A 25,747-nucleotide genomic window follows, 5' to 3' on the forward strand; every position below is an offset into this window, starting at 1 on the left:
ACCACCTGATCCCATGCCGAACTCAGAAGTGAAACGCGGTAGCGCCGATGGTAGTGTGGCATTCGCCATGCGAGAGTAGGACACTGCCAGGCACCAAATACAAGAAACCTCGCTCATCGAGCGGGGTTTTTTATTGCCTGTAATTCATCACGTCGCCGGATTATTAGACTTCCCCCTTCTTGTCATTCATTGATTAGCCTTCTAAAGCCCCAAAAAGACCTCTTTTTCTGTTCGATATTTGCTCACCAATTCAATGTGTTGGATACAAAAAGTACAGAATGTGATGCCTCTACCTTTCTTGTGATGTCTCCTCTGGTTTAATTCTTCAGTCCATATTGATGGACCAAGGAATCACAATAATTTAAGGAATAGACTCATGTTCAAGAGAACAGTAACGATGATGCTGGCGGCGGGAACCCTGGTATTAGGCGGTTGCGCATCCAATGGTGGTGCAGAGCAGGCTGGGGCAGACAACAGCGACTTCGGTGGCAAGTCCATCTACCTGCGCGGGGAGATGAACGACTGGATGGCGACTGATGAAAGCAAGGTAGTCAAGGTGGCCGACAAGCTCTATATGGCCAAAGGCACTCTCAAGAAAGAGTGGGCCCCCTACAAGTTCAAGTTTGCTGATTCAGGCTGGAGCTGTGGCACCAACTTTGGCTACAAGAGCCCGAGTGATGGTGTTGCCATACTGGGTGGTGAGGCTGTGCCGGTCAACCCCTGTTCCAAGTATGAGGACATGAAGTTCTCACCGGATGCCGATGGCGTCTACGAGTTCTATCTGAATATGGCGGGTGAAACACCGACGGTTTACGTCAAGAAGCCCTGAACTATCTCTGAGTGTTAAATCTCTCAGTAAATTAATCAGTTAAGTGCCTCGGCCCAGAAATCTACTGGCCGGGGCATTTTTTTAGGTTAGAATCGGCGCCCTCATGGCATCAAGTGTACTATATGTTGTGTCATTAATTTTAGATGGCACCATTAGTTGTGTTTTCTGCTGTTGTCATGATGTTGATGCATTCACATAAGGTTGATTGAAAATGGCTAAATCGAACCCGGTGCTGGAGAGTGAGCTTGGCTCCCGCCTTATCCCCATGCAGGAAACGTCCCTCGAGATTTGGGATAGCAAGTATCGCCTCAAGAGCAAGGATGGTACTCCCATCGACAGCTCTATCGATGAGACTTACCAGCGGGTTGCCCGTGCGTTGGCAGATCAGGAGCCGGAACCTGAGGCCTGGTATGAGCCGTTCCTGTGGGCGCTGCGCAATGGGGCCATTCCGGCGGGCCGCATCACCTCCAATGCGGGGGCTTTTGAGCACAAGCCCGCGACTTCAACCATCAACTGCACTGTCTCTGGCACCATCGAAGATTCGATGGACGATATCCTCGGAAAGGTGCACGAGGCGGGGCTGACACTTAAAGCCGGTTGCGGTATCGGCTATGACTTCTCGACCCTGCGCCCGCGCGGTGCCTTTGTCTCCGGTGCCGGTGCCTACACTTCCGGCCCGCTCTCCTTTATGGATATCTATGACAAGATGTGTTTCACCGTCTCGTCAGCCGGTGGCCGTCGCGGCGCCCAGATGGGCACCATGGATATCCGCCATCCCGATGTGATCGAGTTTATTCAGGCCAAGCGTGAAGATGGCCGCCTGCGTCAGTTCAACCTCTCCCTGCTCATCACCGAAGATTTCGTCAAGGCGGTGAAAGAGGATGCGCCCTGGTCGCTGATCTTCCCCTATACCGCCAAAGAGGTGGAGCAGGATGGCATTGCGCTGGACGATCCCGCTCAGGTGCTATGGGCCGACTGGCCCAACAAGGAAGGCGTCGTATTCAACGAGTTGGGGCAGGTCGCCTGCAAGGTCTACAAGACCATGCCCGCCCGCAAGCTGTGGAATGTCATCATGACCTCCACCTATGACTATGCAGAGCCCGGCTTCATCCTGATCGACAAGGTCAACCAGATGAACAACAACTGGTTCTGCGAGGAGATCCGTGCCACCAACCCCTGTGGTGAGCAGCCCTTGCCCCCCTATGGCGCCTGCCTGCTGGGCTCGGTCAATCTGACCAAGTTTGTGCGCGACCCTTTTACTGAAAACGCGGCATTCGATTGGCAGGCGTTTCGCAAGGTGGTGGCCATCTTTACTCGCATGCTCGACAACGTGGTGGAGATCAACCAACTGCCACTGGCCAAACAGCGCGAGGAGATCACAGCCAAGCGCCGGCATGGCATGGGTTTCCTGGGTCTTGGTTCGACCCTCACCATGCTGCAGATCAAATACGGCTCTGCGGCATCCGTAGCCTTTACCGAGCAGGTATCCCTGGAGCTGGCGATGACCGGCTGGCAGGAGTCCCTGCGTCTTGCCAGGGAGAAGGGCCCAGCCCCCATCATGGAGCAGGAGTTCGAAGTGACCGGCAAGATGCTGCGTCTGCGCCCCGAGATGGCTGCTGATGGCATCAAGGTGGGCGACAAGGTGAAGGGCAAGGTGCTGCACGCACGCTACAGCCGTTACATGCAGCAGGTTGCCGAGGTGGATCCTGCGCTGGTCGCCGAGCTGGCCGAAGTGGGTGGGCGTTTCACTCACCACAGCAGTATTGCGCCCACCGGCACCATCTCGCTGTCTCTGGCCAACAACGCCAGCAACGGCATCGAGCCGAGCTTTGCTCACCACTACAGCCGCAACGTCATCAAGCCGGGCAAGAAGAGCAAGGAGAGCGTCGATGTCTACTCCTTCGAGCTGCTGGCCTATCGCGAGCTGGTGAATCCGGCCGCCATGCCCTATGCCGATGATGAGGCGAGCCGTCTGCCGGACTATTTCATTACTGCCGACGACATCAGTCCGGCGCAGCATGTGGATATTCAGGCTGCGGCCCAGCGCTGGATCGACTCCTCCATCTCCAAGACTGCCAACGTGCCGACCGATTTCCCGTTCGAGCAGTTCAAGGATATCTACATGTATGCCTCGGACTCTGGTCTCAAGGGCTGCACCACCTTCCGTTTCAACCCGGAGGCCTTCCAGGGCGTGCTGGTGAAGGAGAAGGATCTGGAGAACACCCTGTACGATTTTACCTTGGAAGATGGCTCCGTCATCTCCGTCAAGGGGAACGAAGAGATCGAATACGATGGTGAGCTGCACACTGCTGCCAACCTCTACGACGCCTTGAAAGAAGGCTATTACGGTAAATTCTGAGAACGACATTATGGTCAAGAAGATCGACAAGAAAATCGTCGCCTACAAGGTGCGTACCAAGGATGAGCCACAAGAAGATCTCTCTGCGCAGGATGACGTGGTGCACATGCACGAAACCGTGCTGCGCCCGGAGCGACTGATGGGCACCACCTACAAGCTGAAGACGCCGGAGCATGTCTCCGAGCACTCACTGTTCATCACCATCAATGACATCATTCTCAACGAGGGCACGGTTCACGAAACTCGCCGTCCGTTCGAGATTTTCATCAACTCCAAGAGCCTGGAGCACTACCAGTGGATCGTGGCGCTAACCCGCATCATCTCTGCTGTTTTCCGCAAGGGGGGGGATGTCACCTTCCTGGTCGAGGAGCTGCGTTCCGTATTCGATCCCAAGGGCGGCTATTGGAACAAGGGCAAGTATGTGCCGTCGCTGATCGCCGAAATTGGCAACGTGATAGAGAGCCATCTCACCGAGATAGGCATGCTCAAGGCGCCGGGGTTGGACGAGCATCAGCAGGCATTTCTGGCCGAGAAGCAGGCCGAGTTGAAAGCCGCTCAGGAGGCTGAAGAGCAGCAGGCGAGCAGTGGTTTTCCGGCCAATGCCGCGCTCTGCTACAAGTGCCACACCAAGGCGCTGGTGCTGAAGGATGGCTGCATGACCTGCCTCAACTGTGGCGACTCCAAGTGCGGCTGACAAACATGCCCAAGTAGTTGAACGATAGAAAACAGACCGGCCACAGTGCCGGTCTTTTTATTGCTGTTTTTATGCGCAATCAAATCAGGCGGCCAAGTGATTTGTTGCGCGATAGTAAAATCGGGCGTAGCGTTGAGGGTAATAAAACTGTCACGGCCGTGTGGTTTCAATGACATCTGAGATTCACACACGTGGCCCTTCAGTGCCAAGGAGGATGCTTATGGACAATACGGACCGAAAGCTGTTTATCCTGGATACCAACGTTCTGCTTCACGAACCCCTCGCTATCTACTCCTTCAAAGAGCACGACGTGCTCATCCCCATGACGGTGCTGGAAGAGCTCGATAACATCAAGGATCGCAACAAGGATGTCAGCCGCGACGCGCGGGTGGCCATTCGTGCGCTGGAAGATGTGTTCCGCGATGCAACCCCGGATCAGATCACCCAAGGCGTGCCGCTGGCTGGCGAAGCGAGCGGCAATATCTGCATCTTCAGCGATCACCATCTGCCGCAGGATGCCGAGGTGTTTACCGACAAGGAGGCCGACAACCGCATCATCAACGCGGCCCTCTATCTGCAAAAGCACGAGTTGAAGCGTCAGGTGGTGCTGGTCACCAAAGACATCAACATGCGCCTCAAGGCCAAGGGGGCCGGGCTTGCTCACGTTGAAGATTACCGTAGTGACCAGCTGATCGATGATATCCGCCTGCTGGCCAAAGGCTTTCAGGTGGTGCCCGGCAGCTTCTGGGAGCGGGTTGGCGAGTGCGAGAGCGAGACCCATGGCCGCGACACCATCCATGTGATCGATGCCAATCTGCTGGAAGGGGTTCACGTAAACCAGTATCTGGTGGATGAGGAGAATTTCTTCGCCGCCCGGGTGCTCAGCCACGATGGCAGCAAGATCCGCATCAAGGATCTGGGCCGCGAGCGACTGATGTCCCGCAAGGCGTGGGGTGTGCATCCCAAGAACGTCTATCAGGGAATGGCGCTGGATGCCCTGCTCGATCCGCACATCGATCTGGTGATCCTGACCGGTCCGGCCGGTTGCGGCAAGACCCTGCTGGCGATGGCGGCGGCGCTGGAGCTGGTGATTGAGAAGGGCATTTACGAGAAAGTGATCGTCACCCGGAATACCCCGGAAATTGCCGAAAGCATCGGCTTCCTGCCCGGCACCGAGGAGGAGAAGATGATGCCCTGGCTGGCGGCGGTGACCGACACCCTGGAGGTACTGCATAAGCAGGACGAGAACATGAGCGGCTCGCTCAGCTACATCATGGAGAAGGCCAACATCCAGTTCAAATCGGTCAACTTCATGCGCGGGCGCAGTATCCAGAACACCTTCGTGCTGCTGGATGAGTGCCAGAACCTGACCGCGTCCCAGATCAAGACCATCATCACCCGCTGCGGCGAGGGTACCAAGATCGTCTGCTCCGGTAACCTGGCCCAGATCGACTCCAACTATCTGAGCCCTGTGACCTCGGGTCTCACCTACATCGTCGAGCGTTTCAAGGATTTTGACGGCAGTGCCAACATTTTCCTCAATGGCGTGGTGCGCAGCCGACTGGCTTCGTTCGCCGAGGAAAACCTCTGATTTAAATGAATATTTCCAGATGCAAAGGGAGGCCAATCGGCCTCCCTTTTTGATCATGGCGCAGTCTTTACTCCCAAGGGCTATTGGCCAAGGTAGCGCAGCAGCCCCGGGTGGTCGCTATTTTGCAGAATATCCGGCTTGCCTTGCAGGGCGATGCGGCCCTCGTCGACAAAGAGCACCTGATCGGCAATCAGCTGGGCATCTTCCGGATTGTGGGACACCATCAGTACGGTAATGCCCTGTTCGCAGGCTAGCCTCGCCACTTCCGCCAGCATCTCCCGGCGCAGGGCGGGATCGAGGGCAGAGAAGGGCTCATCCAGCAGCAGCAGCGGTTTGCCCCGCACCAGCGCACGGGCCAGCCCGACCCGCTGCTGTTGGCCGCCGGAGAGCTGTTCAGGCTGGCGGCTTAGCATCTCGCCAAGACCAACCCGTGCGGCTGCATCGATCACCTGTGCCCGCTGGGCGGTACTGAGGCGCAGACCCGGGTGCAAGCCGATGGCGATATTGTCGAACACCGACAGGTGGAGGAACAGGTTGTGATCCTGAAACAGGGTGGTGACTGGTCGCTCGGCCGGGCCCAGCGGCAGCAGATCTTCGCCATCGAAGCTGAGGCGGCCCGACTCCACCGGCACGAATCCGGCGATCATCCCGAGCAGGGTCGATTTACCTGCGCCGCTTGGGCCGATCAGTGCGGTGATCTCTCCCTTGGGCAGGGTCGCGCTGAAGCTGACGCGCCAGTCGGGGTAGCTGGTCGCAAGCATATCAATGTTCAGCATGTTTTCCTCCAAGACCCCGCTCCACCAGCCAGAACAGGGAGAAACAGAGCGTCAGCAGCAGCAGAGCGGTGGCGGCTGCCTCGGTCAATCGATAGCTGCCAAGCTGCTGGTAGAGCAGCCAAGGCAGGGTGGTGAGCTCCTGGCTGCCAAACATGGCGATGGCGCCGAGATCCCCCAGCGAGAGGATCATCGACAGCGCCATCGCCAGTGCCAGCGGGCGGCGCAGCAGTGGCCACTCCACCAGTCGCAGGCGATGCAGGCCATGTACCCCCAGGCTATCCGCCAGCCGGTCATACTGACGCACCACCAGCTGCATGGGGGCGGAGAGGGTGCGCAGCACGTAGGGTAGCGCCATCAGGGCGTTGACTAGCACCACCAGCCAGGGGCCGAGGGCGAACACGTCGGCAAAAGGCATAAACAGGATGAAGAGACCGGTGGAGAGCACCACCGCCGGGATCATCAGGATCATCGAGCCGCTTGCCTCCCACAGAGCGGCAGCCCGCCGCTGGCGGGTGCGCACCTTGAGGTGACGGCTGGTGAGTAGCAGGCCGCTGCCGAGCAGGGTCGCCAGGGTGCCCGCCGCCAGCGCAATCAGCAGCGACTGGCCGCTCGCCTGCCACAGTTTGGCGGAAGTGAGTGCCGTCAGCAGGCCGGGGTGGAGGCCGGCCACCACGATAGCCAGCAGCGGTGGCAGAAAGATGGCGAGCCCGATACAGAGCGAGAGCAGATCCACCACGGCCGTGCCCGGCTGATGGCGATCTGGCCGCAGGCAGGGGCGACGTGGGGTTACCCTGCTGGCCGGGGTACTCTGCAACTTGTGCTGCAGGGCGAGCAGGGTGGCGGTCAGGATCAGCTGCACCAGCGCCAATCCGCCCGCGGTCGCTAGATCGAAGTCAAAGCGCAGCGCCTGATAGACGGCCACCTCCAGGGTGGTGGATTTGGGGCCGCCGCCCAGCGCCAGCACGGTAGTGAAGCTGGTGAAGCAGAGCATAAAAATGAGGCTGGCCAGCCCAGGCAATATGCCGCGAATAAGCGGCCATTCCAGCAGCCGGAAGATGTGCGATGAGCGCATGCCGAGCTGGCTGGCGAGGCGCCAGCTCGATTCGGGGATGCTCTCTATGCTCTGCAACATCAGGCGTGCCGCCAGCGGCATATTGAAGAAGACGTGGGCCAGCAGGATACCGAACAGGCCGTAGAGATAATTGCCGGGATCCAGTCCCAAGCTGCGCAGCAGCTGCGGCAGCCATCCCTGTTTGCCGTGGACAGCCACGATACCGAAGATGGCGATGATGACCGGCAGTACCAGCGAGAGGCCAAACAACTTGATCAGCAGGGTGCGGCCAATGAAACGGCGCCGCGCCAATGCACGGGCCATCGGAATGGCCAGCCCCAGGCTCAGCAGAGTGGAGAGCAGTGCCTGCCCCAGGCTGAAGCCCAGCACATGACGCAGATAAGGATCTGCGAGCAGGGTGCGGGGGGCCAGCGAACCGGCCTGCCACAGCAGGGCCGCCAGCGGCCCGAGGGACAACAGCAGGATCAGCAGGGTGGCTGCACTGCCCGGCAGCCACCAGAGGGGGCGATCCTGTTGCTTTAGCGCGAGCTGGCTCACTGGGCGACGGCTTGTAGCCATTCGCGGATCCACCCTTTGCGATTGGTGGCCACCTCATCGGCACTAAAGGCGAGCGGCTTGGCTACGGTGATCATCTGCTCGAAGCCCTTGGGCAGCGGTGTGTCGATAACCGGATACATCCAGTTGCCGGTCGGGATTTCCTGCTGGAAGGCGGGGCTCACCATGAATTGCAGGAACTGGTCAGCCAGTTTCTCCTGTTTGGCGCTCTTTAGCTTGGCGGCCACTTCCACCTGACGGTAGTGCCCCTCTTCAAACGCTGCAGCCTGATACTGGGGCTTGTTCTCGGCAATCAGGTGATAGGCGGGAGAGGTGGTGTAGGAGAGCACCATGTCCGCTTCGCCATCGAGGAACATGCCATAGGCCTCTGACCACCCCTTGGTGACGGTGACCGTCTTTTTGGCAAGCTCGGCCCAGGCGGCAGGCGCCTTGTCGCCATAAACAGACTTCATCCACAACATCAGCCCCTGCCCCGGGGTGGAGGTGCGGGGATCCTGATAGATCACCTTGAGGTCGGGACGCTCCACCAGCTCTTTCAGGCTTTTTGGCGGCTGCTTGAGCTTCTCCTTGTCATAGACAAAGGCAAAGTAGCCGTAGTCGTAGGGGACGAAGGTGTCATCCTGCCAGCCACCCGGCACCTTGATGCCATCCAGCTTGGCGGGATGGGGGGCGAACAGACCGCTCTGCTTGGCTTCGCTGATGAGGGCATCGTCGAGCCCCAGCACCAGATCGGCCTTGCTGTGGTTGCCCTCCAGCCGCAGCCGGTTGAGGATGGCGACCCCATCTTCGAGGGGAACCAGATTGAGGGTGCAGTCGCACGCTTTCTCGAAGGCCTGTTTGATCTTGGGCCCCGGACCCCACTCGGCAGTGAAGGAGCTGTAGGTGTAGACGGTGAGGGTGTCGGCGGCGAACACATTGGCCGACAGCAGGCCGGTGGTGACCAGCAGCAGGGTCTTCATGGGTGGCACTCCCTATTACTTGTTAATAACGAGGTGCCAGCGGGTGAGGGCGCAAAAAATGAGCGCCATGCCTCAAATTCCTCCGCCAGCATTATCTGGATCAGGTACACGGGTATAATCTCAGCGGTAAACCGCACCCCGTTTGAGAAACGAACCGCATTGTATTAACGTTCTTTTGGGTAGACCAGCACAATTGTGCAATACCCATGAGATGACGCCCACCCAACAGAGGATGTTCGCGTGCTTACCAATACCAAGGAAAGGCGTGCCTTTGCGCGCATGGTCATCAATGCTCCGGTCACCGTCTATCAGCAGCAGCTGGTGCTGGAGGGGATCTGCCGGGATCTCAGTGCCAACGGCATGGGGATTGCGGTCTCTGAACACCAGCTCGACATCAATCAGCCCATCCGGATCAGTCTTGCCACCAACAACAACCTGTTGCCTCCCTTTGAAGCCCATGCCCGTATTATCCGGGTGCTGGAGGAGGAGAGCGGGTTGCTGCTGGCGGTAGAGTTTCTGCCTCAGGGTTAATCCTCTCTCCCCATCGGCAGAGGGAGGGAATTAGCCTTTTTCCTGAACCGGCTGCACACTCAACTGCTTGCTATCGACCAGCGTTTTGCTGGTCGATGCTATTTGGCCCGCAGGCAAGGTGGCGGGACCGGTAGGTTCGAGCAACAGGTAGTTCTGCCCCTGCCAGTTGAGGGTCACATCCCCCGGCTTGGCGGGCAGGTCAACGGCCAGCAGGGCATGGCCGGGGACGAACACCATGGCTTGTTTCAGCTCGGGAAAGAGCTGGGCCAGCATGGCGGCCATCAGGGTTACCTTGCTGTCGCAGTCCCCCCGGTTCTGCTCCAGCACCTGACGGGGCGGGAGAAAGCCCTTGCCCTGTCTTCCATTCAGGCTGTCGAGCTGCTGATAGGGGATGCTCTGGATAAAGGTGAGCATATGGGCCACGGTCTTCTGGCGAGCTTCCGTTTCGGTGCTGCCCTGCTGCTTGAGTTGATCCGCCAGCGGAGCCAGCCCGCTGCGACTCTCCAGCGCGATGCGCACATGATCCTGCTTCACCGCCAGCTGCCCGTCGGGGGTGTTGAAGTACTGGAAGTAGTGTTTGGTCAGCCACGCCTGCTCCTCTTTGCTCCGCTTGGACTGCAGAAAGGCCATCGCCTCGCGCGCCTTGTCCTGATTGCGGCTTTTCAGATGCAGCTCCAGCGAGGGGCGAGCGAGGGTGAACTGCACCTCGGGGTAGTTCTGGCGCACCTCCCGCAGCAACACTTGCAATACCTCCTCCTGCATTCTCGCCGGGCGATAGGCGATAAGGGGCGGCAATTTGCTCTGTTCGAGCCGGTAGGTGAGCTGTTGGGGTTTACCTTCGCTATCCTGCCAGCCGACGCTGATCTGGCCGAGGCTGTTGTTGAAGCTGGTTTGGCTGGCCCCCGCAGGCAGGGCAAGCAGCAGGGCACAGAGCAGAGGAATTGCCGTCGGTCTCTTCATCATCCTTTCCTGTGGCACGGGCCAGTTCCGGTGGCCCAAAGTGGGAAGTGTCGCGGACAGTAAAACAGGGAGCCGAAGCTCCCTGTTGATTCTACTCGTTTTTTTGCAACTGGCGCGTTAAATCCAGCTCGGCTGCTTCGCCTCAAAAGCGCTGATGGCGGCCTCGTGCTGCAGGGTCAGACCGATGGCATCCAAGCCGTTGAGCAGACAGTAACGGCGGAATTCATCGATCTCGAAACCGAAGCAGAGGCTACCTGCACGCACCTGATTGGCCTCCAGATCCACCTCGATCTCGATGCCCTGTTTGGCGGCCACCAGCTGGAACAGGGTATCGACCTCCTCCTCCATCAGGCGCACCGGCACCATGCCATTGTTGATGGCGTTGCCGTAGAAAATGTCGGCAAAGCTCGGGGCTATGATGGTCTTGAAGCCGTAGTCCGCCAGCGCCCAGGGGGCGTGTTCGCGACTCGACCCGCAGCCGAAGTTCTCGCGGGCCAGCAGGATGCTGGCACCGGCGAATTGCGGCTGGTTCAGTACAAACTCGGGGTTGGGCTGCTGGCCGGCATCGTCGAGGAAGCGCCAGTCGTGGAACAGGTGCTTGCCAAAACCGATGCGGTTTACTTTTTGCAAAAACTGTTTGGGAATGATGGCGTCGGTGTCGACGTTGGCGCTGTCGAGGGGGACGACGATCCCTTTATGCTGTTTGAATCCTGTCATCGATCTTTCCTCTTACAGTGCGCGAATGTCGGCGAAGCGGCCGGTGACGGCGGCCGCGGCGGCCATGGCCGGGCTCACCAGATGGGTGCGGCCTGCGCGGCCCTGACGCCCTTCGAAGTTGCGGTTGCTGGTGGAGGCGCAGCGCTCCCCCGGTTGCAGCCGGTCGTTGTTCATCGCCAGACACATGGAGCACCCCGGCAGGCGCCACTCAAAACCGGCCTCTATGAAGATCTTGTCCAGCCCCTCGGCTTCGGCTTGTGCCTTCACCTGCTCGGAGCCAGGCACCACCAGCGCCTGCACGCCAGTGGCCACCTTGCGACCGCGGGCGATGGCCGCTGCTGCACGCAGATCCTCGATGCGGCTGTTGGTGCACGACCCGATAAACACCTTGTCGATGGCAACGTCTGAGAGCTTCTGGCCCGGTTGCAAGTCCATGTAGGCCAGAGCCTTGCGGGCAGACTGCTGCTCCATCAGATCGCTGAAGGATTCCGGTGCCGGAATCGGCTCATTGACGGCAATCACCTGGCCCGGGTTGGTGCCCCAGGTGACCTGTGGGGCGATATCAGCGGCGTCCAGCACCACTTCGGCATCGAAGCGGGCACCTTCGTCACTCTTGAGGCTCTGCCAGTAGGCGATGGCCTGCTCCAGCGCTGCGCCTTTGGGGGCGAACTCCTTGCCACGGATGTAGTCTATGGTGGTCTGGTCGGGGGCGATCATTCCCGCCTTGGCGCCCAGCTCGATGGCCATGTTGCACACCGTCATCCGCCCTTCCATAGAGAGGCTCGCAATGGCCTCGCCAGCAAACTCCACCACGTAGCCGGTACCACCGGCATGGCCGACCTTGCCGATAATGGCCAGCACCACGTCCTTGGCGCTGATGCCCTCCGCCAGCTTGCCGTTGACTGAAATGCGCATGGTTTTGGCGCGGCCCTGTTTCAGGGTCTGGGTCGCCATCACATGCTCCACTTCGGAAGTGCCGATGCCGAAGGCCAGCGAGCCAAAGGCGCCGTGGGTGGCGGTGTGGGAGTCACCGCAGACGATGGTGGTGCCGGGCAGGGTAATGCCGAGCTCGGGGCCCATCACATGGACGATCCCCTGATATTTGTGGTTGAGATCGTAGAGGCGAACCCCGAACTCTTTGCAGTTGTCGGCCAGCGTCTCCATCTGGATGCGGGCCATCTCGCCGGAGGCGGCGATGTCCTTGGTGGTGGTGGAGACATTGTGATCCATGGTGGCCCAGGTCAGATCCGGGCGGCGCAGCTGGCGATTCATGGCGCGCAGGCCGTCGAATGCCTGCGGGCTGGTCACTTCATGCACCAGATGGCGGTCGATGTAGATGAGGGGGGTCTCCCCTTCCACTTCCCGTACCACGTGGGCGTCGAATACTTTCTGATAGAGGGTCTTGGCCATTGCTTCTCTCTTCCTTGTTCTCTGTTATGCGGCTCAGATCCGGGCGGCGATCTGGCTACCCATCTCGGACGTGCTCTGCACCGGGTGGCGGGCGCTGGCCTGATGCAGGTCGGCGGTGAAGTAACCCTCGGCCAGGGTCTGGGCCACGGCCTGCTCGATGGCTTGAGCTGCGTCTTCCTGGCCCAGGCTGTAGCGCAGCATCAGGGCGGCGGAGAGGATCTGGGCGATGGGGTTGGCGATCCCTTTGCCTGCGATGTCGGGAGCCGAGCCACCGGCCGGTTCGAACAGGCCGAAACCCGATTCGTTGAGGCTGGCGGAGGGGAGCAGCCCCATGGAGCCGGTGATCATGGCGCACTCGTCGGAGAGGATGTCACCGAACAGGTTGGAGCAGAGCAGCACATCGAACTGGGATGGATCCTTGATGAGCTGCATGGTGGCGTTATCGATGTACATATGGTTGAGGGTTACGTCCGGATAGGACTTGGCGACTTGCGTCACCACCTCGCGCCACAGAATGGAAGAGGCGAGCACGTTAGCCTTGTCGATGGAGGTGACCTTGCCACGGCGCACGCGAGCCGACTCAAAGGCAATCTTGGCGATGCGCTCAATCTCGAAGCGATGGTATACCTCGGTGTCGAATGCCTTCTCGTTCGCCCCTTCTCCCTCACGCCCCTTGGGCTGGCCGAAGTAGATGCCACCGGTCAGCTCGCGCACGCAGGCGATGTCAAAACCGCGATCGGAGATATCGGCGCGCAGCGGGGAGAACTGCTCCAGACCGGTGTAGATGCGGGCCGGACGCAGGTTGCAGAACAGCTTGAAGTGGGCGCGCAGGGGCAGCAGTGCGCCACGTTCCGGCTGATCGTTGGGGGGCAGATGTTCCCATTTCGGGCCGCCCACCGAGCCAAACAGCACGGCATCAGCCGCTTCACAACCCGCGATGGTGCTTTGCGGCAGCGGGGTGCCGTGGTTGTCGATAGCGATGCCACCCACGTCGTGGTGATCATACTCGAAGGCGAGGCCGAACCTGGCCTGCACCTTCTCCAGCACCTTGATGGCCTCGGCCATCACTTCCGGGCCAATGCCGTCACCCGGCAATACTGCGATCCGATAACTGCTCATACACTCTCCATCCTGATATTGTCTTTGAGATCCCTCTGTCCGGTTTCCCCGACGCTGCGCGCGGTTGCCGGTTCAGACGTTCCCCGTCCCGATGTTGTCATTCCATTCTGTCTGTTTGGTACCTAGTTCGGCTCAGACGGTTTCTGATTTGATGCTGTTATTGCGCTCCATCTGTTCGGCCACCTGATCGGCGCGCCAGATGCTGTTGATCACATGGAGCAGGGCGTGGGCCGAGGATTCGATGATGTCGGTGGCCAGTCCCATGCCGTGGAATTTGCGCCCCTTGTACTCGGCGACGATATCGACCTGACCGAGGGCATCTTCCCCTTCGCCCTTGCTCTTGAGGGCATATTTGTCGATGCGGATCTCATAGCCGGTGATGCGGTTGATGCACTGGTAGACCGCATCCACCGGGCCATTGCCGGTGGCCGCTTCACAGATCAGATCCTGACCCACCTTCAGTTTGACCGAGGCGGTGGCCAGCACCGAGCTGCCACTCTGCACCCCGAGATACTCCAGTTTGAAGTGCTCCGGCTCTTCGTGGATCTGGCTGAAGAAGGCCAGCGCTTCGAGGTCGTAGTCGAACACCTGCCCCTTCTTGTCGGCCAGGGTCAGGAATTTGCCGTAGAGGTGGTCGAGGTCGTAGCTGCTCTCGGCGTAGCCCATGGACTCCATCCGGTGCTTGATGACGTGGCGGCCGGAGCGGGAGGTCATGTTGAGGTTGTTCTGGGTCAGGCCGATGCTCTCGGGAGTGATGATTTCGTAGGTATTTTTCGCCTTGAGCACCCCATCCTGATGGATGCCGGAGCTGTGGGAGAAGGCGTTGGCCCCGACGATCGCCTTGTTGGGTTGCACCGGCATGTTGCACAGCTGGCTGACCAGCGTGCTGGTGCGATGAATTTCGTTGTGGCGGATATTAGTTTGCACCCCGAGCAGGTCGGCGCGGGTTTTGAGGATCATCGCCACCTCTTCCAGCGAGCAGTTGCCCGCCCGTTCACCGATGCCGTTGATGGTGCACTCGATTTGGCGGGCCCCCATCTGCACCGCGCCGATGGAGTTGGCCACCGAGAGTCCCAGATCGTCGTGGCAGTGGACCGAGATGATGGCCTTGTCGATGTTGGGTACCCGGTTGAACAGGGTGTGGATGATGCCGGAGAACTCGGTCGGTACCGTGTAGCCCACGGTGTCCGGGATATTGATGGTGCGGGCGCCAGCCTTGATGGCGGCCTCCACCATGCGGCAGAGATTATCGATCGGCGTGCGGCCCGCATCCTCGCAGGAGAACTCCACATCATCGGTGTAGCGCAAGGCGTGCTTGATGGCGCCGACTCCCATCTCCAGCACGTCTTCGAAGCTCTTTTTCAGCTTGCTCTCCACGTGGATGGAGGAGGTGGAGATGAAGGTGTGGATGCGAAACGCCTCTGCCACTTTCAAGGCTTCGCCGGCGGCGTCGATATCCTTGGGCAGGGCGCGGGCGAGGGCGCAGACCCGGCTGTTCTTGATGTGGCGGGCGATGGTCTGCACCGATTGAAAATCGCCGGGAGAAGAGACCGGGAAGCCCACCTCCATGACGTCGACACCGAGCCGCTCCAGTGCCTGGGCGATCTGCAGCTTCTCCTTGACTGTCAAACTGGCCGCCAGGGCCTGCTCACCATCACGCAAGGTGGTGTCGAATATGATGACCCGATCTGACATGTGACTTCCCTCTTCCTAAGTTCGGTAACGTGCATCCTGCGGCGGCATAAAAAAACCCGTGCAGGGTGCACGGGTTTTTGTAAATTCCGGCTATGCCTTAGCCCGGCTACAAGGATCCCGCGCGAGTTAACGCGATTAGGGAGATTAGTAGTAGCGGGGTGGCGATACGCATGACGTTGTTATTCCTTCCAGTCGATAACGCTTTTACCAATATCGAGATTTTTATGCTGTGTCAACACGGAAGGTCAGGGGCAATCTGCTGACGTATTTAATCGGATTGTAAAGGATTGCAAATTTCCTTGTCCCATATTCGGCCCATGACCGATTATCTGGTCATTCCTGCTGTGCTCTATTCTCTGCACAACCAGATCGACTTATCAGCATTGGCTGAATTATCTGAGGTGTTAAATGGAAAAACGTAGACCTGGTCGTCCGGTCGGACGTTCTGACATTCGTGACAAGTTGCTTGCTGCCGCCCGTGAGCGTTTTCTCAATACTCCCTATAGCAAGGTGACTACACGCGAAATCGCGGAGCTTGCTGGCTCCAATCTGGCAATGATCCACTACTACTTCGGCAGTAAAGAGGGTCTTTACAAGGCGGTGCTGGGTGATGTGGCCGAGCCCCTCGACCATGCCTGGCAAGATGAACACAGCAATCACAGCCTCAACGAGCTGCTCAACACCTACTATCAGGTGATGGCGCCCAACAGCGAGCTGACCTCTGCCATCTCCAGCGCATTGTCGACCGAGAAGAGCCCGGGCCGGGATTTTGTGCTGAACCGCCTGCTGGAACGCCAGCTGCCGCAGTTCGATGCCCTGCTGGAAACCATGAAGTCCAACGGCGAGCTGGGTGACAACCTGGATCCCGACATGCTTAAGATCTCCTTCCTCAGCATGATGTGGCAGCCATTCGTGATGAAAGATCTCTACGAGCAGGTGTTTGGTCTGAAAGTGGATGAGCACTTCATGGCCCGTCTGGCGGACCACAACTGCCGTCTGATGGAGACCGGTCTGCGCGGCAGCCACTGATTTTGCCGCAACATCGAGATTAAAAAGGGCCATTCGGCCCTTTTTTCATAAATCTGTTATCCCTTGTTCAACGTAACGTCATCCCGCTTTCTTACTCTGCAAGCAGAATTCAGGGAAGGAGGGGATATGAACAAGATCCAGCAATGGGACCTGCAGGTGTGCCGGGTCTGCCTGCTTCACGGCTACAATCGGCAGCAGGCGAGGGTGAGTCGTCTCATTTCCCGCACCGGCGATGGCCCGCTTTACGCTGTGCTGGCCGCCCTGCTCTGGTGGCAGGGGGAGGCAGAGCGGGAGCTGGTGCGACTGGCGCTGCTCGCCTTCGCCATCGAACTGCCCCTCTATCTGCTGCTGAAAAACAGCCTGAAACGGCAACGGCCGGTCGGCTTGCCGGTCTTTATCACCCCCTCCGATCGTTACAGCCTCCCTTCCGGCCACACCGCCGCCGCTTTTCTGATGGCCACCATATTGGCCACCGGCTTTCCGCTCTGGGCGCCCCTGCTGTTTGGCTGGGCGGCACTGGTGGGGGCATCCCGGTTGCTGCTCGGGGTACACTACCTGAGCGATCTGGTTGCCGGTGCCCTGCTGGGTGGCGGTTGCGCCGTGCTGGCGCTCGGCTGGAGCCACTCATGAGGATACTGTTTGGGGTGCAAGGCACCGGCAACGGTCATATCAGTCGCAGTCGCACCCTGGCGCGGGCGTTGCGCACGGCAGGGGTCGAGGTGGATTATCTCTTCAGCGGCCGCCCTGCCGACCGCTACTTCGACATGGAGGAGTTCGGCGCCTACCGCGCCTTTCCCGGCCTCACTTTTGTCAGTCACGAGGGGCGAGTTTCTCCGTGGCGCACCCTGCAAGCCGCCTCGCCACTCACCTTCTGGCGGGATCTGCGGGCTCTCGATTGCAGCGAATACGATCTGGTGGTGAGCGATTTTGAGCCGCTGACCGCCCACGCTGCCCGCCGCTATGGCAAGCCGAGCCTCACCGTCAGCCATCAGGCCAGCTTCAACTGGCCCATCCCGCGCTGGGGGGAGGATGGGGTCAGCCGCCAGCTGATGCGCCACTTTGCTCCTGTGGATCAGCCGCTCGGGCTGCACTGGTTTCACTTCGGTCACCCCTTGTTGCCGCCGGTGATCGACCCCATCGCCGCCGCGCCGGATAACGGCGAGATCCTGGTCTATCTGCCATTCGAGCAGACCGAGGCGATCGCCGCCCTGTTGTCGCGCTTTGGTCAGCAGCGCTTCGTCTGCTTTCACCCCGCCATTCGCACCCCCAGCCAGTGGCGCAACCTGCGCTTCGAACCGCCATCGCGGCACGGATTTATCGCCGTGTTGGCCGGTTGTCGCGGCGTCATCTCCAACGCGGGTTTCGAGCTGGCCTCCGAGGCGCTCACCCTCGGCAAGAAGCTGCTGGTCAAGCCCCTCGGCGGCCAGTTCGAACAGCTGACCAACGGCAAGACCCTCGAGATGATGGGGCTGGCAACTCTGATGGATGTGCTCGATGCCAATCTGGTGCGTACCTGGCTCGACAGCGCCTCGCCGGGGGCGGTTTGCTACCCCGATGTGGCTGGGGAGCTGGCCCGCTGGCTGGCGGCGGGCGCTGACGAGAGCGTGGCCTCTCTGTCGCGGCGGCTCTGGGCTCGCACCCTGTTTCCGGAGGAGGTGAGTGATCGCCTGAGCGAGCTGGATGGGGGCGACTGTTTATCCAGTTGCTGGTTATCGCAAGTGAGCGTTGTTGACTAGACTGAAAGGCGATCCCACCAAGGAGAGGACGGAGCAAATGCGCTTTACCAATGAAAATGGCGAAGTCATGAACCTGGCTGATAATCTCACCCTGCACGAGTTGCTCGATATGGGTGTCAGCATCTCGGTCAGTGAAGAGACCGATCCGGATCAGCAGATTTGGCTGGCGGAGCCGGATCAGGACAACTGAGTCATCATTCGGCATCAAGCCCACCGCTGAGCGGTGGGCTTTTTTGTGGCTGTTTTTCCCCTCAGCGGAATGATCCGCTGGCCATTCCCCGACTTCCTTCCCTTTTGTCTCATGGTCGCTGCGGCAAGTCATTGAATGTTAATAGCCGGTTGAAATGTATGACTGTTCTGGTCAGATAAAGCCGTGGACAAGCGTTATGAAGCGGGTTAAGTTGGTTTTTCACCCTATTTTCGGGTGAATGACGGAAAAATCCTTTTTTTCTACTGTCGACGGGGCTGAATTGGACCGATCTGCATTCAGATAACAACAAGAAACGGATCGGGCCGTGCCGGGAAGCACGGCATCGTCGGCGGGATTCGCTAAACGGAGCAAAGCCTGGAGGGCTTTATCATGGAGATGTTATCAGGCGCCCAGATGGTGGTTAGAGCGCTGGAAGATCAGGGAGTTGAGCACGTCTTCGGCTACCCTGGTGGCTCAGTGCTCGACATCTATGACGCTCTCTTCGAAAACGGCAAGATGGAGCATGTCTTGGTGCGGCACGAGCAAGCCGCGGTTCACATGGCTGACGGTTACGCCCGTTCCACCGGCAAGGTGGGGACTGTGCTGGTAACGTCGGGCCCGGGAGCGACCAACTGTATTACCGGTATTGCCACCGCCTATATGGATTCCATTCCGCTGGTGATCCTCTCCGGCCAGGTGCCGACCAGCATGATCGGTGAGGATGCGTTCCAGGAGACCGACATGATCGGTATCTCCCGCCCGGTGGTGAAGCACAGCTTCCTGTGCAAGAAGGCGAGCGATATCCCTGAGGCCATCAAGAAGGCCTACTACATTGCCGCCAGCGGCCGCCCGGGGCCGGTGGTGGTGGATCTGCCCAAAGATGTGCAGAACCCGAAAGAGAAATTCCCCTACCAGTATCCCGAGACGGTCTCTCTGCGCTCCTACAACCCGACCAAGTCTGGCCATAAAGGGCAGATCAAGCGGGCAGCCAAGCTGCTGGTGGATGCCCAGCGCCCGGTGATGTACGTGGGCGGTGGCGCCATCAACGCCAATGCGGACCATCTGGTGACCAAACTGGCGGAGCTGCTGAACCTGCCGGTGACCACCACCCTGATGGGACTGGGGGCTTTCTCCGGCGTCCATCCGCAATTTATCGGCATGCTGGGGATGCACGGCACCTTCGAAGCCAACAAAACCATGCACAACGCGGATCTCATCTTCGCCGTGGGAGCCCGCTTCGATGACCGCGTCACCAACAACGTGGCCAAGTTCTGCCCCAATGCCACCGTGGTTCATATCGATATCGACCCCACCTCCATCTCCAAGACGGTGCAGGCCCATGTGCCCATCGTCGGCTCGGTGGAAACCGTGTTGGAGCAGATGCTGGAAGTGATCCGCGAGTGTGGCTTCGATAACGACAAGGAGGCGCTGGCGGACTGGTGGAGCCAGATCAACCAGTGGCGCTCCCGTCACTGCCTTGCCTACGAAAAGTCGGCTACCCAGATCAAGCCGCAACAGGTTATCGAGACCCTCTACAAAGTGACTCAGGGTCAGGCGTTCGTTGCCTCCGACGTGGGCCAGCACCAGATGTTTGCTGCCCTCTACTATCCGTTTGCCAAACCGCGCCAGTGGATCAACTCAGGGGGCCTCGGCACCATGGGCTTCGGCATTCCGGCCGCCATGGGGGCCCAGTTTGCCAACCCGGATGCGGTGGTCTGCTGCGTCACCGGCGATGGCTCGGTGCAGATGAACATTCAGGAGCTCTCGACCTGCATGCAGTACGGGGTACCCATCAAGATCATCTCCATCAACAACCGTGCGCTGGGTATGGTCAAGCAGTGGCAGAAGATGTTCTACGGCGGTCGTCACAGCCACTCCTACATGGAGTCCCTGCCGGATTTCGTCAAACTGGCGGAAGCCTACGGCCATGTCGGCATCGCGGTGAGTGATCCGGCGGAGCTGGAGAGCGCCATGGAGAAGGCCTTCGCCATGAAGGATCGGCTGGTGTTCATGGATATCTCGGTCGACCCGGATGAGCACGTCTATCCGATGCAGATCAAGTTTGGTGCCATGGATGAGATGTGGCTGAGCAAGACGGAGAGAACCTGATGAGACACATCATTTCAGTACTGCTGGAGAACGAATCCGGCGCCCTGAGCCGGGTGGTGGGCCTCTTTTCCCAGCGCGGCTACAACATCGAGACCCTGACGGTGGCGCCGACCGAGGATCCCACCCTGTCGCGCATGACCATAGTCACCATGGGTGACGAGCGGGTGCTGGAGCAGATCCAGAAGCAGCTGCACAAGCTGGTGGATGTGCTCAAGGTGTGCGACCTGAGCGAAGGGGAGCATATCGAGCGGGAGATCGCGCTGGTCAAGGCGCGCGCCGCCGGAGGGGCTCGTGACGAGCTGAAACGGCTGGCGGATATCTTCCGTGGCCAGATCGTCGACGTCACCCCCGAGCAGTACACGGTACAGCTGGTGGGCACCAGCGAGAAGCTGGATGCCTTTATCAAGACTGCCGCCCAGACCAACGAGATCATCGAAGTGGTGCGCTCCGGCGTCTGCGGCATCTCGCGGGCGGACAAGGCGTTGCGGCCCTGATGGCTGGCGGGACAGCTGATGACTCGTCAGTTGCCGCAGAGTGAAAGGAAAGAGGGCTCTGCGGAGCCCTCTTTGTTTGGTTTTGCTTTACGAGGGTAGGTGTGATGTTCGGTATTCATGATCTTGCACTGTTTATGGTCTCGGGGCTGCTGCTCAACATCATGCCGGGGCCGGATTCTCTGCTGGTTATGCTGCGCAGCGGCTCGCAAGGGTGGCGTGCCGGTTCGGTCGCGACCCTTGGCATCGGCACTGGTGTCATGGTGCATGTGTTGGCGGCGGCCCTCGGTCTGTCGGCCCTGCTCAGTGCCTCGGCCGAGCTGTTTGTCCTTATCAAGCTGGCTGGCGCCATCTACCTGATCTATCTGGGGTTCTCCCTGCTGCGCCAGCAAGCAACGGGTTCCATGGAGAGAGGGCTCACCTTGCCCGCCCTATCCTATGGCCAGATTTACCGGCAGGGTGTGCTGACCAATGTGCTCAACCCCAAGGTCGCGCTCTTTTTCCTCGCCTTCGTGCCCCAGTTCATCGCAACGGATGCCCCCGACAAGGCGCTCGCCTTTATCCTGCTCGGTTGCATCTTCAATCTGGGCGGCATCATCTGGTGTCACTTGCTGGTCTTTACCACCGTCTATGCCAGCCACAGGGTACGGCTGTCACTGCGTCTTGGTCGCTGGCTAAACTGGGGCATCGGCACCCTGTTTGTCGGGCTCGGGATCAGGCTGGCTTTTTCAAGCCGCTAACTGGCTGCCAAGGGGCGTTCAAGAAGGGAGCTGGCGCACAGGGCCGAGTCGAGAGCATGGCCCAACCAGTTCGCCGTGACAATGCAACAAAAGGGGCTTGCAACTGCAGGCCCCTTTTCGTTGGTTGTTTCATCTGCATAGAGGCGTTTGCAGTGGGGAGCTAGCGTGCCGGTTTCAGCGTGCGACTGCGCAGCAGCAGGGGGAGCTGGTAGAGCACCAGGGCGCCGAGTACCAGTCCGGCACCGGCCAGTTTGGCGCTGCCGAGGGGTTCGTCGTAGAAGAGGGTGCTCAGCAGCAGAGTCCAGACCGGTTCCAGCAGCATCATCAGGGCGGCGTGGGCAGTGGTCATCTTGCTCAACGCATGAGTGAGCAGCCAGTAGCGCAATGTGGTGGCGATCAAGACGCTCGCCGCAAACCAGCCCCAGATGCCGTGGCTGACTCCAGCCTCGGGCCACTGTTCGGTCAGCAGGGAGAGCAGGGTGCCGAGCAGGCCGGTCATCGCCAGCTGGATGCAGGTGAGCCAGGTAGGGGCAATGGATTGGGCGAAGTGGCGATGGACGGCAAGCTGGATGCCGAGGGTGGTGGCCGCTGCCAGAAACCAGAACAGCGAGAGCGACACGCCCCAGTGGGTACTGCTGGAGAGCAGCAGCAAACCGGCGATGGCGATGGGCAGGGTGAGCCAGTAGTGGCGGCCGGGCTTGGCCCGAAAGGCTGCCCAGGCGGCCAGTGGGGCCATCAGGGTGGCGACACTCATGATAAAGGCGCCGCTGCCCAGCGCATCGCTCTGGCTGATGGCGGTGACCCACAGCAGCAGGCTGGCACCGAGCAATGTACCGCAACCGGCGGCGCGCACCAGTTGGGCGCAAGTCGGCGGCGGTTCACGCAACCAAGCCAAGGGGAGCAACAGCAGCGCCGCCAGCAGGAAGCGGCTGCCGATAAAGGCGGCGGGGGACAGTTCGCGGATCGCCTCTTTCGAGAAGAGCCAGCCAGCGGCGGCCAGCAGGGTGACCAGTACCATCAGCAGCAGGGGAGTGCGGTTCATCGGGGTCGCCATGGTGAAATGGAGGGGAGAGCATAAAGGAAAGGCGCCAGGTATTGCTACCTGGCGCCTTTCGCATCTGCCTTGAACCGCCGTCGCGGCTCGCGGCCAGCAATCAGTTCATGCCGTAACGCTTGAGCTTCTTGCGCAGGGTGCCACGGTTGATACCCATCATCACGGCAGCGCGAGTCTGGTTACCACGGGTGTACTGCATGATCACGTCCAGCATCGGCGCTTCGACTTCGGAGAGAACCATATCGTACAGATCAATCACTTCCTGACCGTTCAACTGGGCCAGGTAGTTACGCAGGGCCTGTTGCACAGAGTCACGCAGGGGGCGCTGGGTCGGCTCGGCAGCGTGATTGTGAGTAGTTGTTACCAATGCATCAGAAGTCAGGGTTTGTTCGAACATATTCGGTCGGCTCTTTAGTTATCTTGTTAACCTAATCCATCGAAATACGCTTCGAGTGCCTCAAGTTGCGCGTCTGCGCAATCCAGGGCATTGAAGTGCTTACGGAATTCTCGGCCCGTCTCTTCTTCATCCAGATACCAGCCCACGTGTTTACGGGCTATGCGCGCTCCCAGATATGCACCATAAAACCGGTGCAGGTTGGTTACATGCTCGTTCATCAGGGTGCGAACCTCTTCCCTCTCGGGAGGCGGCAGCTTGGTGCCCGTCTCAAGAAAATGACGGATTTCCCGGAAAATCCAGGGTCGTCCTTGCGCAGCTCGGCCGATCATCACGGCGTCAACGCCGGTATAGTCGAGGACATACCGGGCTTTCTCCGGGCTGTTGATGTCACCATTGGCGACAACAGGAATCGATACGGCCTGCTTAATCGCCCTGATCGTGTCGTACTCCGCTTCGCCCTTGTAGAGGCAGGCACGGGTACGACCATGCACGGCGAGGGCCGCGATACCGCAATCTTCGGCGATTCGGGCGATCTCCACGCCATTGCGGTTATCCGGATCCCATCCTGTGCGGATCTTCAAGGTGACAGGCACCTCCACTGCATCCACCACGGCCCGGCAAATTGCTTTGACCTGATCGGGGGCTCGCAGCAGGGCAGAACCTGCCAACTTCTTATTCACTTTTTTTGCCGGACATCCCATGTTGATGTCGACGATCTGTGCGCCCTGCTCCACGTTGTAGCGGGCAGCAAACGCCATCATCTCGGGGTCGGCTCCGGCAATCTGGACCGATCGTAATCCGCCTTCTGCAGAGTGATCCATCCTCATCCGGGTTTTCTGGGTATCCCAGACATCCGGGTTGGCCAGCAGCATCTCGGAAACGGCCATGCCAGCCCCCAATCGCAAACAAAGTTCACGGAATGGTCGGTCAGTTACACCGGCCATGGGAGCCACAATCAAGGGAGTTTCAAGCGTGTGGGGACCTATCTGCATTCCACGGTTACCATCGGCTTAGGGCGGCGTATATTACGCATTTTTTAGGCAGGAGAAAAGGTTAGTATTTGAGCGTCAGCCATTTTTTTCTGAAAAAAACGTCGCGCCAAGGCTTGCAAATTCTGGAGTTATTGAAAAACGGCCAGATTGCCGGAGAGTGAGCGCTGTACCATTCGGGTCGGACGCCTGCATAATTGTCAGTCCACTTGCAGGCCCTCTTTGCGTTATGATAGCGGGCTTAAGTCGAGCAAATGCTCCAAACATTTATGCAACAAAAGCGGATTGGGGATCTATGACGTCAAGGTTCATTAAATCACTCTGGCCGTGTCTGATGGGGGCCGTGCTGGGGTCGGCGCAGGCGCAAACCATCAGTTTCGGCGAAGCCTGGACCCGGGTCATCCAGCAGGATGAAGGGCTGGCTGCCGAGCAGGCCGGGGTCGATCGGGCCAAGCAGCTGCGCGAGGCGGCCAAGGACATGTATCTGCCCAAGGTGGATCTGGGGGCCAGCTATACCCATCTTGATCAGCCGATTGAACTTGATGCCCTCGATCTCAATCCGCTGGCCAAGCAGAAAGATCTGATCTTGGCGCTCGGCAGCCTGTTCGGGGTCGGGGCCAACGCATTTGTCACCCCCCTGACCAAACAGAATGTGGTGACCAGCTCGGTCAAGATGCTTTGGCCGCTGTTTGCCGGTGGTCGCATCGATGCGGCGCAGGATATCCGCCAGGCGCAGGTGAGCGAGGCGCAGCAGCTGCTGGTGCTCAAGCAGCAATCCACCTTCGAGAGCCTCTCCCAGACCTATTTCGGCGTGGTGCTGGCTGCTCAGGTGGTGCAGACCAAAGAGGAGATCGAAGAGGGGCTCGCCCACCATCTGGATCATGCCAAGAAGCTCGAAGCGCAGGGGCAGATAGCCAGGGTGGAGCGCCTCTCCGCTCAGTCGGCCTATGATCGGGCCCGCATCGATACCCAGAAGGCACGCCGCAGCCTCGAGATCGCCGAGCTGGCCCTCGGCCGCATGCTGAAGTTGCCAAATGCCCAGCCGGGCAGCGGCCTGTTCGTCAACAAGGAGCTGCCGCGCCTTGAGGGGTTGGTGAGCCAGACCCTGGAGGTGCACCCCGGTCTCAAGCTGCTCAGTGCCAAGAAGGAGCAGGCCAAGGGGATGATCCGGGTCGAGCAGGGCAAATATGCCCCTGAGGTGTTTCTGTTCGGTAACTACAACCTCTATGAAGATGATTCGCTCGCCTCCAAGACCACGCCGGACTGGCTGGTGGGGGTGGGGGTCAGCATGCCGCTGGTGAGCCGCGATGGCCGCTCCGAGACGGTACAGGCCGCCAAGAGCGCCGAGCTGCAAGTCAATCTGCTGCAGGCCAAGACCCGCGAGGATCTGGAGTTGCTGGTAGAGAAGACCTGGCGCGAAGCGGCGCAGGGGCTGGAGGAGTATCAATCCCTCTCTTCCACCCAGGCGTTGGCAGAGGAGAATGTGCTGCTGCGGGACAATGCCTTCGGTCAGGGACTCTCTACCTCCCTTGATGTGGTGGATGCCCAAAACCAGCTGGCGGGGGTCAAGACCCAGCGCGCAGCGGCGGCCTATCAATATGTGGTGTCGCTGGCCCGCCTGCTGGCGCTCTCCGGCCAGATGAACAGTTTCAATCAATATCAGCACGGTCAGGTGATCGAGGTGAACTCATGATCCCGGTCCTGTCTGTTCCTTTTTTCATGTCTTTTCCGACCGTCAAGGGTCG

24 protein-coding genes, 1 rRNA gene and 1 riboswitch are annotated in these 25,747 nt (G+C 59.6%); of the genes, 14 read left to right on the forward strand and 11 right to left on the reverse strand.

Features of this window, described 5'->3' with window-relative positions:
* The 5 genes from rrf to AB5Z09_RS00065 all read left to right on the forward strand — a co-directional run.
* Positions 1-92 (forward strand): 5S ribosomal RNA (gene rrf / locus AB5Z09_RS00045); the annotation flags it as partial.
* A gap of 284 nt (positions 93-376) precedes the next feature.
* Positions 377-829 carry a pullulanase gene (locus AB5Z09_RS00050; protein WP_100654510.1) on the forward strand — a complete coding sequence of 151 codons (453 nt, stop codon included), beginning with the start codon at positions 377-379 and terminating at the stop codon, positions 827-829.
* A gap of 211 nt (positions 830-1,040) precedes the next feature.
* Positions 1,041-3,188: an adenosylcobalamin-dependent ribonucleoside-diphosphate reductase gene (locus tag AB5Z09_RS00055; RefSeq protein WP_368194315.1), complete on the forward strand. Its 2,148-nt coding sequence runs from the start codon at positions 1,041-1,043 to the stop codon at positions 3,186-3,188.
* Between the two features lie 10 nt (positions 3,189-3,198).
* A complete protein-coding gene (locus AB5Z09_RS00060) occupies positions 3,199-3,882 on the forward strand; it encodes an NrdJb (RefSeq protein ID WP_021231985.1) in 684 nt (227 codons plus the stop codon).
* 220 nt (positions 3,883-4,102) lie between these two features.
* On the forward strand, positions 4,103-5,473 hold the full coding sequence (locus tag AB5Z09_RS00065) for a PhoH family protein (protein WP_005339173.1): 1,371 nt from the start codon (positions 4,103-4,105) through the stop codon (positions 5,471-5,473).
* 80 nt (positions 5,474-5,553) lie between these two features.
* On the opposite strand, the gene thiQ is transcribed toward AB5Z09_RS00065, so the two are convergent.
* The 3 genes from thiQ to thiB are packed head-to-tail and all read right to left on the reverse strand — an operon-like array spanning position 5,554 to position 8,835.
* Positions 5,554-6,249 (reverse strand): thiamine ABC transporter ATP-binding protein, encoded by a 696-nt coding sequence (thiQ, locus tag AB5Z09_RS00070; RefSeq protein ID WP_323928098.1) that lies wholly within the window; start codon positions 6,247-6,249, stop codon positions 5,554-5,556.
* Entirely contained in the window at positions 6,236-7,858 is a 1,623-nt protein-coding gene (gene thiP / locus AB5Z09_RS00075) for a thiamine/thiamine pyrophosphate ABC transporter permease (RefSeq protein WP_236301619.1), read from the reverse strand. The genes thiQ and thiP overlap by 14 nt, the downstream gene beginning before the upstream one ends.
* Positions 7,855-8,835, reverse strand: a complete 981-nt coding sequence (gene thiB, locus AB5Z09_RS00080) for a thiamine ABC transporter substrate binding subunit (RefSeq protein ID WP_236301608.1) — start codon at positions 8,833-8,835, stop codon at positions 7,855-7,857. Before thiB ends, thiP begins: the two co-directional genes overlap by 4 nt.
* 60 nt (positions 8,836-8,895) lie before the next feature.
* Positions 8,896-8,986: riboswitch (TPP riboswitch) on the reverse strand.
* Positions 8,987-9,075: 89 nt separating this feature from the next.
* Between thiB and AB5Z09_RS00085 the strand changes: the two genes are divergently transcribed.
* A complete protein-coding gene (locus AB5Z09_RS00085; RefSeq protein WP_005339160.1) occupies positions 9,076-9,366 on the forward strand; it encodes a PilZ domain-containing protein in 291 nt (96 codons plus the stop codon).
* 30 nt (positions 9,367-9,396) lie between these two features.
* Here AB5Z09_RS00085 and AB5Z09_RS00090 read toward each other — a convergent pair whose 3' ends face one another.
* The 5 genes from AB5Z09_RS00090 to leuA form a co-directional block, all read right to left on the reverse strand.
* On the reverse strand, positions 9,397-10,326 hold the full coding sequence (locus AB5Z09_RS00090) for a transglutaminase domain-containing protein (RefSeq protein WP_201938497.1): 930 nt from the start codon (positions 10,324-10,326) through the stop codon (positions 9,397-9,399).
* 117 nt (positions 10,327-10,443) lie between these two features.
* A complete protein-coding gene (gene leuD, locus AB5Z09_RS00095) occupies positions 10,444-11,043 on the reverse strand; it encodes a 3-isopropylmalate dehydratase small subunit (protein ID WP_368194318.1) in 600 nt (199 codons plus the stop codon).
* 12 nt (positions 11,044-11,055) lie between these two features.
* Positions 11,056-12,453, reverse strand: a complete 1,398-nt coding sequence (gene leuC / locus AB5Z09_RS00100) for a 3-isopropylmalate dehydratase large subunit (protein ID WP_368194320.1) — start codon at positions 12,451-12,453, stop codon at positions 11,056-11,058.
* A gap of 33 nt (positions 12,454-12,486) precedes the next feature.
* Positions 12,487-13,572 (reverse strand): 3-isopropylmalate dehydrogenase, encoded by a 1,086-nt coding sequence (leuB, locus tag AB5Z09_RS00105; RefSeq protein ID WP_368194321.1) that lies wholly within the window; start codon positions 13,570-13,572, stop codon positions 12,487-12,489.
* 132 nt (positions 13,573-13,704) lie between these two features.
* Positions 13,705-15,267 (reverse strand): 2-isopropylmalate synthase, encoded by a 1,563-nt coding sequence (gene leuA / locus AB5Z09_RS00110; protein WP_139743616.1) that lies wholly within the window; start codon positions 15,265-15,267, stop codon positions 13,705-13,707.
* A gap of 408 nt (positions 15,268-15,675) precedes the next feature.
* On the opposite strand from leuA, the gene AB5Z09_RS00115 reads away from it, so the two are divergent.
* The 7 genes from AB5Z09_RS00115 to AB5Z09_RS00145 all read left to right on the forward strand — a co-directional run bounded on the left by AB5Z09_RS00115 (position 15,676) and on the right by AB5Z09_RS00145 (position 21,562).
* Positions 15,676-16,296: a TetR/AcrR family transcriptional regulator gene (locus tag AB5Z09_RS00115; protein WP_005349170.1), complete on the forward strand. Its 621-nt coding sequence runs from the start codon at positions 15,676-15,678 to the stop codon at positions 16,294-16,296.
* 126 nt (positions 16,297-16,422) lie between these two features.
* Positions 16,423-16,926, forward strand: a complete 504-nt coding sequence (locus AB5Z09_RS00120; protein WP_005339149.1) for a phosphatase PAP2 family protein — start codon at positions 16,423-16,425, stop codon at positions 16,924-16,926.
* Positions 16,923-18,032 carry an MJ1255/VC2487 family glycosyltransferase gene (locus AB5Z09_RS00125; RefSeq protein WP_005358199.1) on the forward strand — a complete coding sequence of 370 codons (1,110 nt, stop codon included), beginning with the start codon at positions 16,923-16,925 and terminating at the stop codon, positions 18,030-18,032. The genes AB5Z09_RS00120 and AB5Z09_RS00125 overlap by 4 nt, the downstream gene beginning before the upstream one ends.
* Positions 18,033-18,069: 37 nt before the next feature.
* On the forward strand, positions 18,070-18,222 hold the full coding sequence (locus AB5Z09_RS00130; protein ID WP_005341188.1) for a hypothetical protein: 153 nt from the start codon (positions 18,070-18,072) through the stop codon (positions 18,220-18,222).
* 390 nt (positions 18,223-18,612) lie between these two features.
* The gene (locus AB5Z09_RS00135; protein ID WP_043823044.1) at positions 18,613-20,331 is read left to right on the forward strand and encodes an acetolactate synthase 3 large subunit; all 1,719 of its coding nucleotides are present in this window, start codon (positions 18,613-18,615) and stop codon (positions 20,329-20,331) included.
* Complete coding sequence (gene ilvN, locus AB5Z09_RS00140; RefSeq protein WP_005311605.1) at positions 20,331-20,825, forward strand: acetolactate synthase small subunit; 495 nt, start codon at positions 20,331-20,333, stop codon at positions 20,823-20,825. Before AB5Z09_RS00135 ends, ilvN begins: the two co-directional genes overlap by 1 nt.
* A 104-nt stretch (positions 20,826-20,929) precedes the next feature.
* Entirely contained in the window at positions 20,930-21,562 is a 633-nt protein-coding gene (locus AB5Z09_RS00145) for a LysE family translocator (protein ID WP_368194323.1), read from the forward strand.
* A gap of 160 nt (positions 21,563-21,722) precedes the next feature.
* Here AB5Z09_RS00145 and AB5Z09_RS00150 read toward each other — a convergent pair whose 3' ends face one another.
* The 3 genes from AB5Z09_RS00150 to dusB all read right to left on the reverse strand — a co-directional run bounded on the left by AB5Z09_RS00150 (position 21,723) and on the right by dusB (position 24,005).
* A complete protein-coding gene (locus tag AB5Z09_RS00150) occupies positions 21,723-22,604 on the reverse strand; it encodes a DMT family transporter (RefSeq protein WP_368194324.1) in 882 nt (293 codons plus the stop codon).
* A gap of 112 nt (positions 22,605-22,716) precedes the next feature.
* A complete protein-coding gene (gene fis, locus AB5Z09_RS00155; protein WP_005309538.1) occupies positions 22,717-23,013 on the reverse strand; it encodes a DNA-binding transcriptional regulator Fis in 297 nt (98 codons plus the stop codon).
* Positions 23,014-23,039: 26 nt separating this feature from the next.
* On the reverse strand, positions 23,040-24,005 hold the full coding sequence (gene dusB / locus AB5Z09_RS00160) for a tRNA dihydrouridine synthase DusB (RefSeq protein WP_019445016.1): 966 nt from the start codon (positions 24,003-24,005) through the stop codon (positions 23,040-23,042).
* Between the two features lie 292 nt (positions 24,006-24,297).
* Here dusB and AB5Z09_RS00165 point away from each other — a divergent pair, with 292 nt between their 5' ends.
* Positions 24,298-25,695 (forward strand): TolC family protein, encoded by a 1,398-nt coding sequence (locus tag AB5Z09_RS00165; protein WP_368194325.1) that lies wholly within the window; start codon positions 24,298-24,300, stop codon positions 25,693-25,695.
* The last annotated feature ends 52 nt before the right edge of the window (positions 25,696-25,747 follow it).

Source organism: Aeromonas sp. R2-2 (assembly GCF_040908355.1).
In the GTDB taxonomy this organism is placed as follows: domain Bacteria; phylum Pseudomonadota; class Gammaproteobacteria; order Enterobacterales; family Aeromonadaceae; genus Aeromonas; species Aeromonas veronii.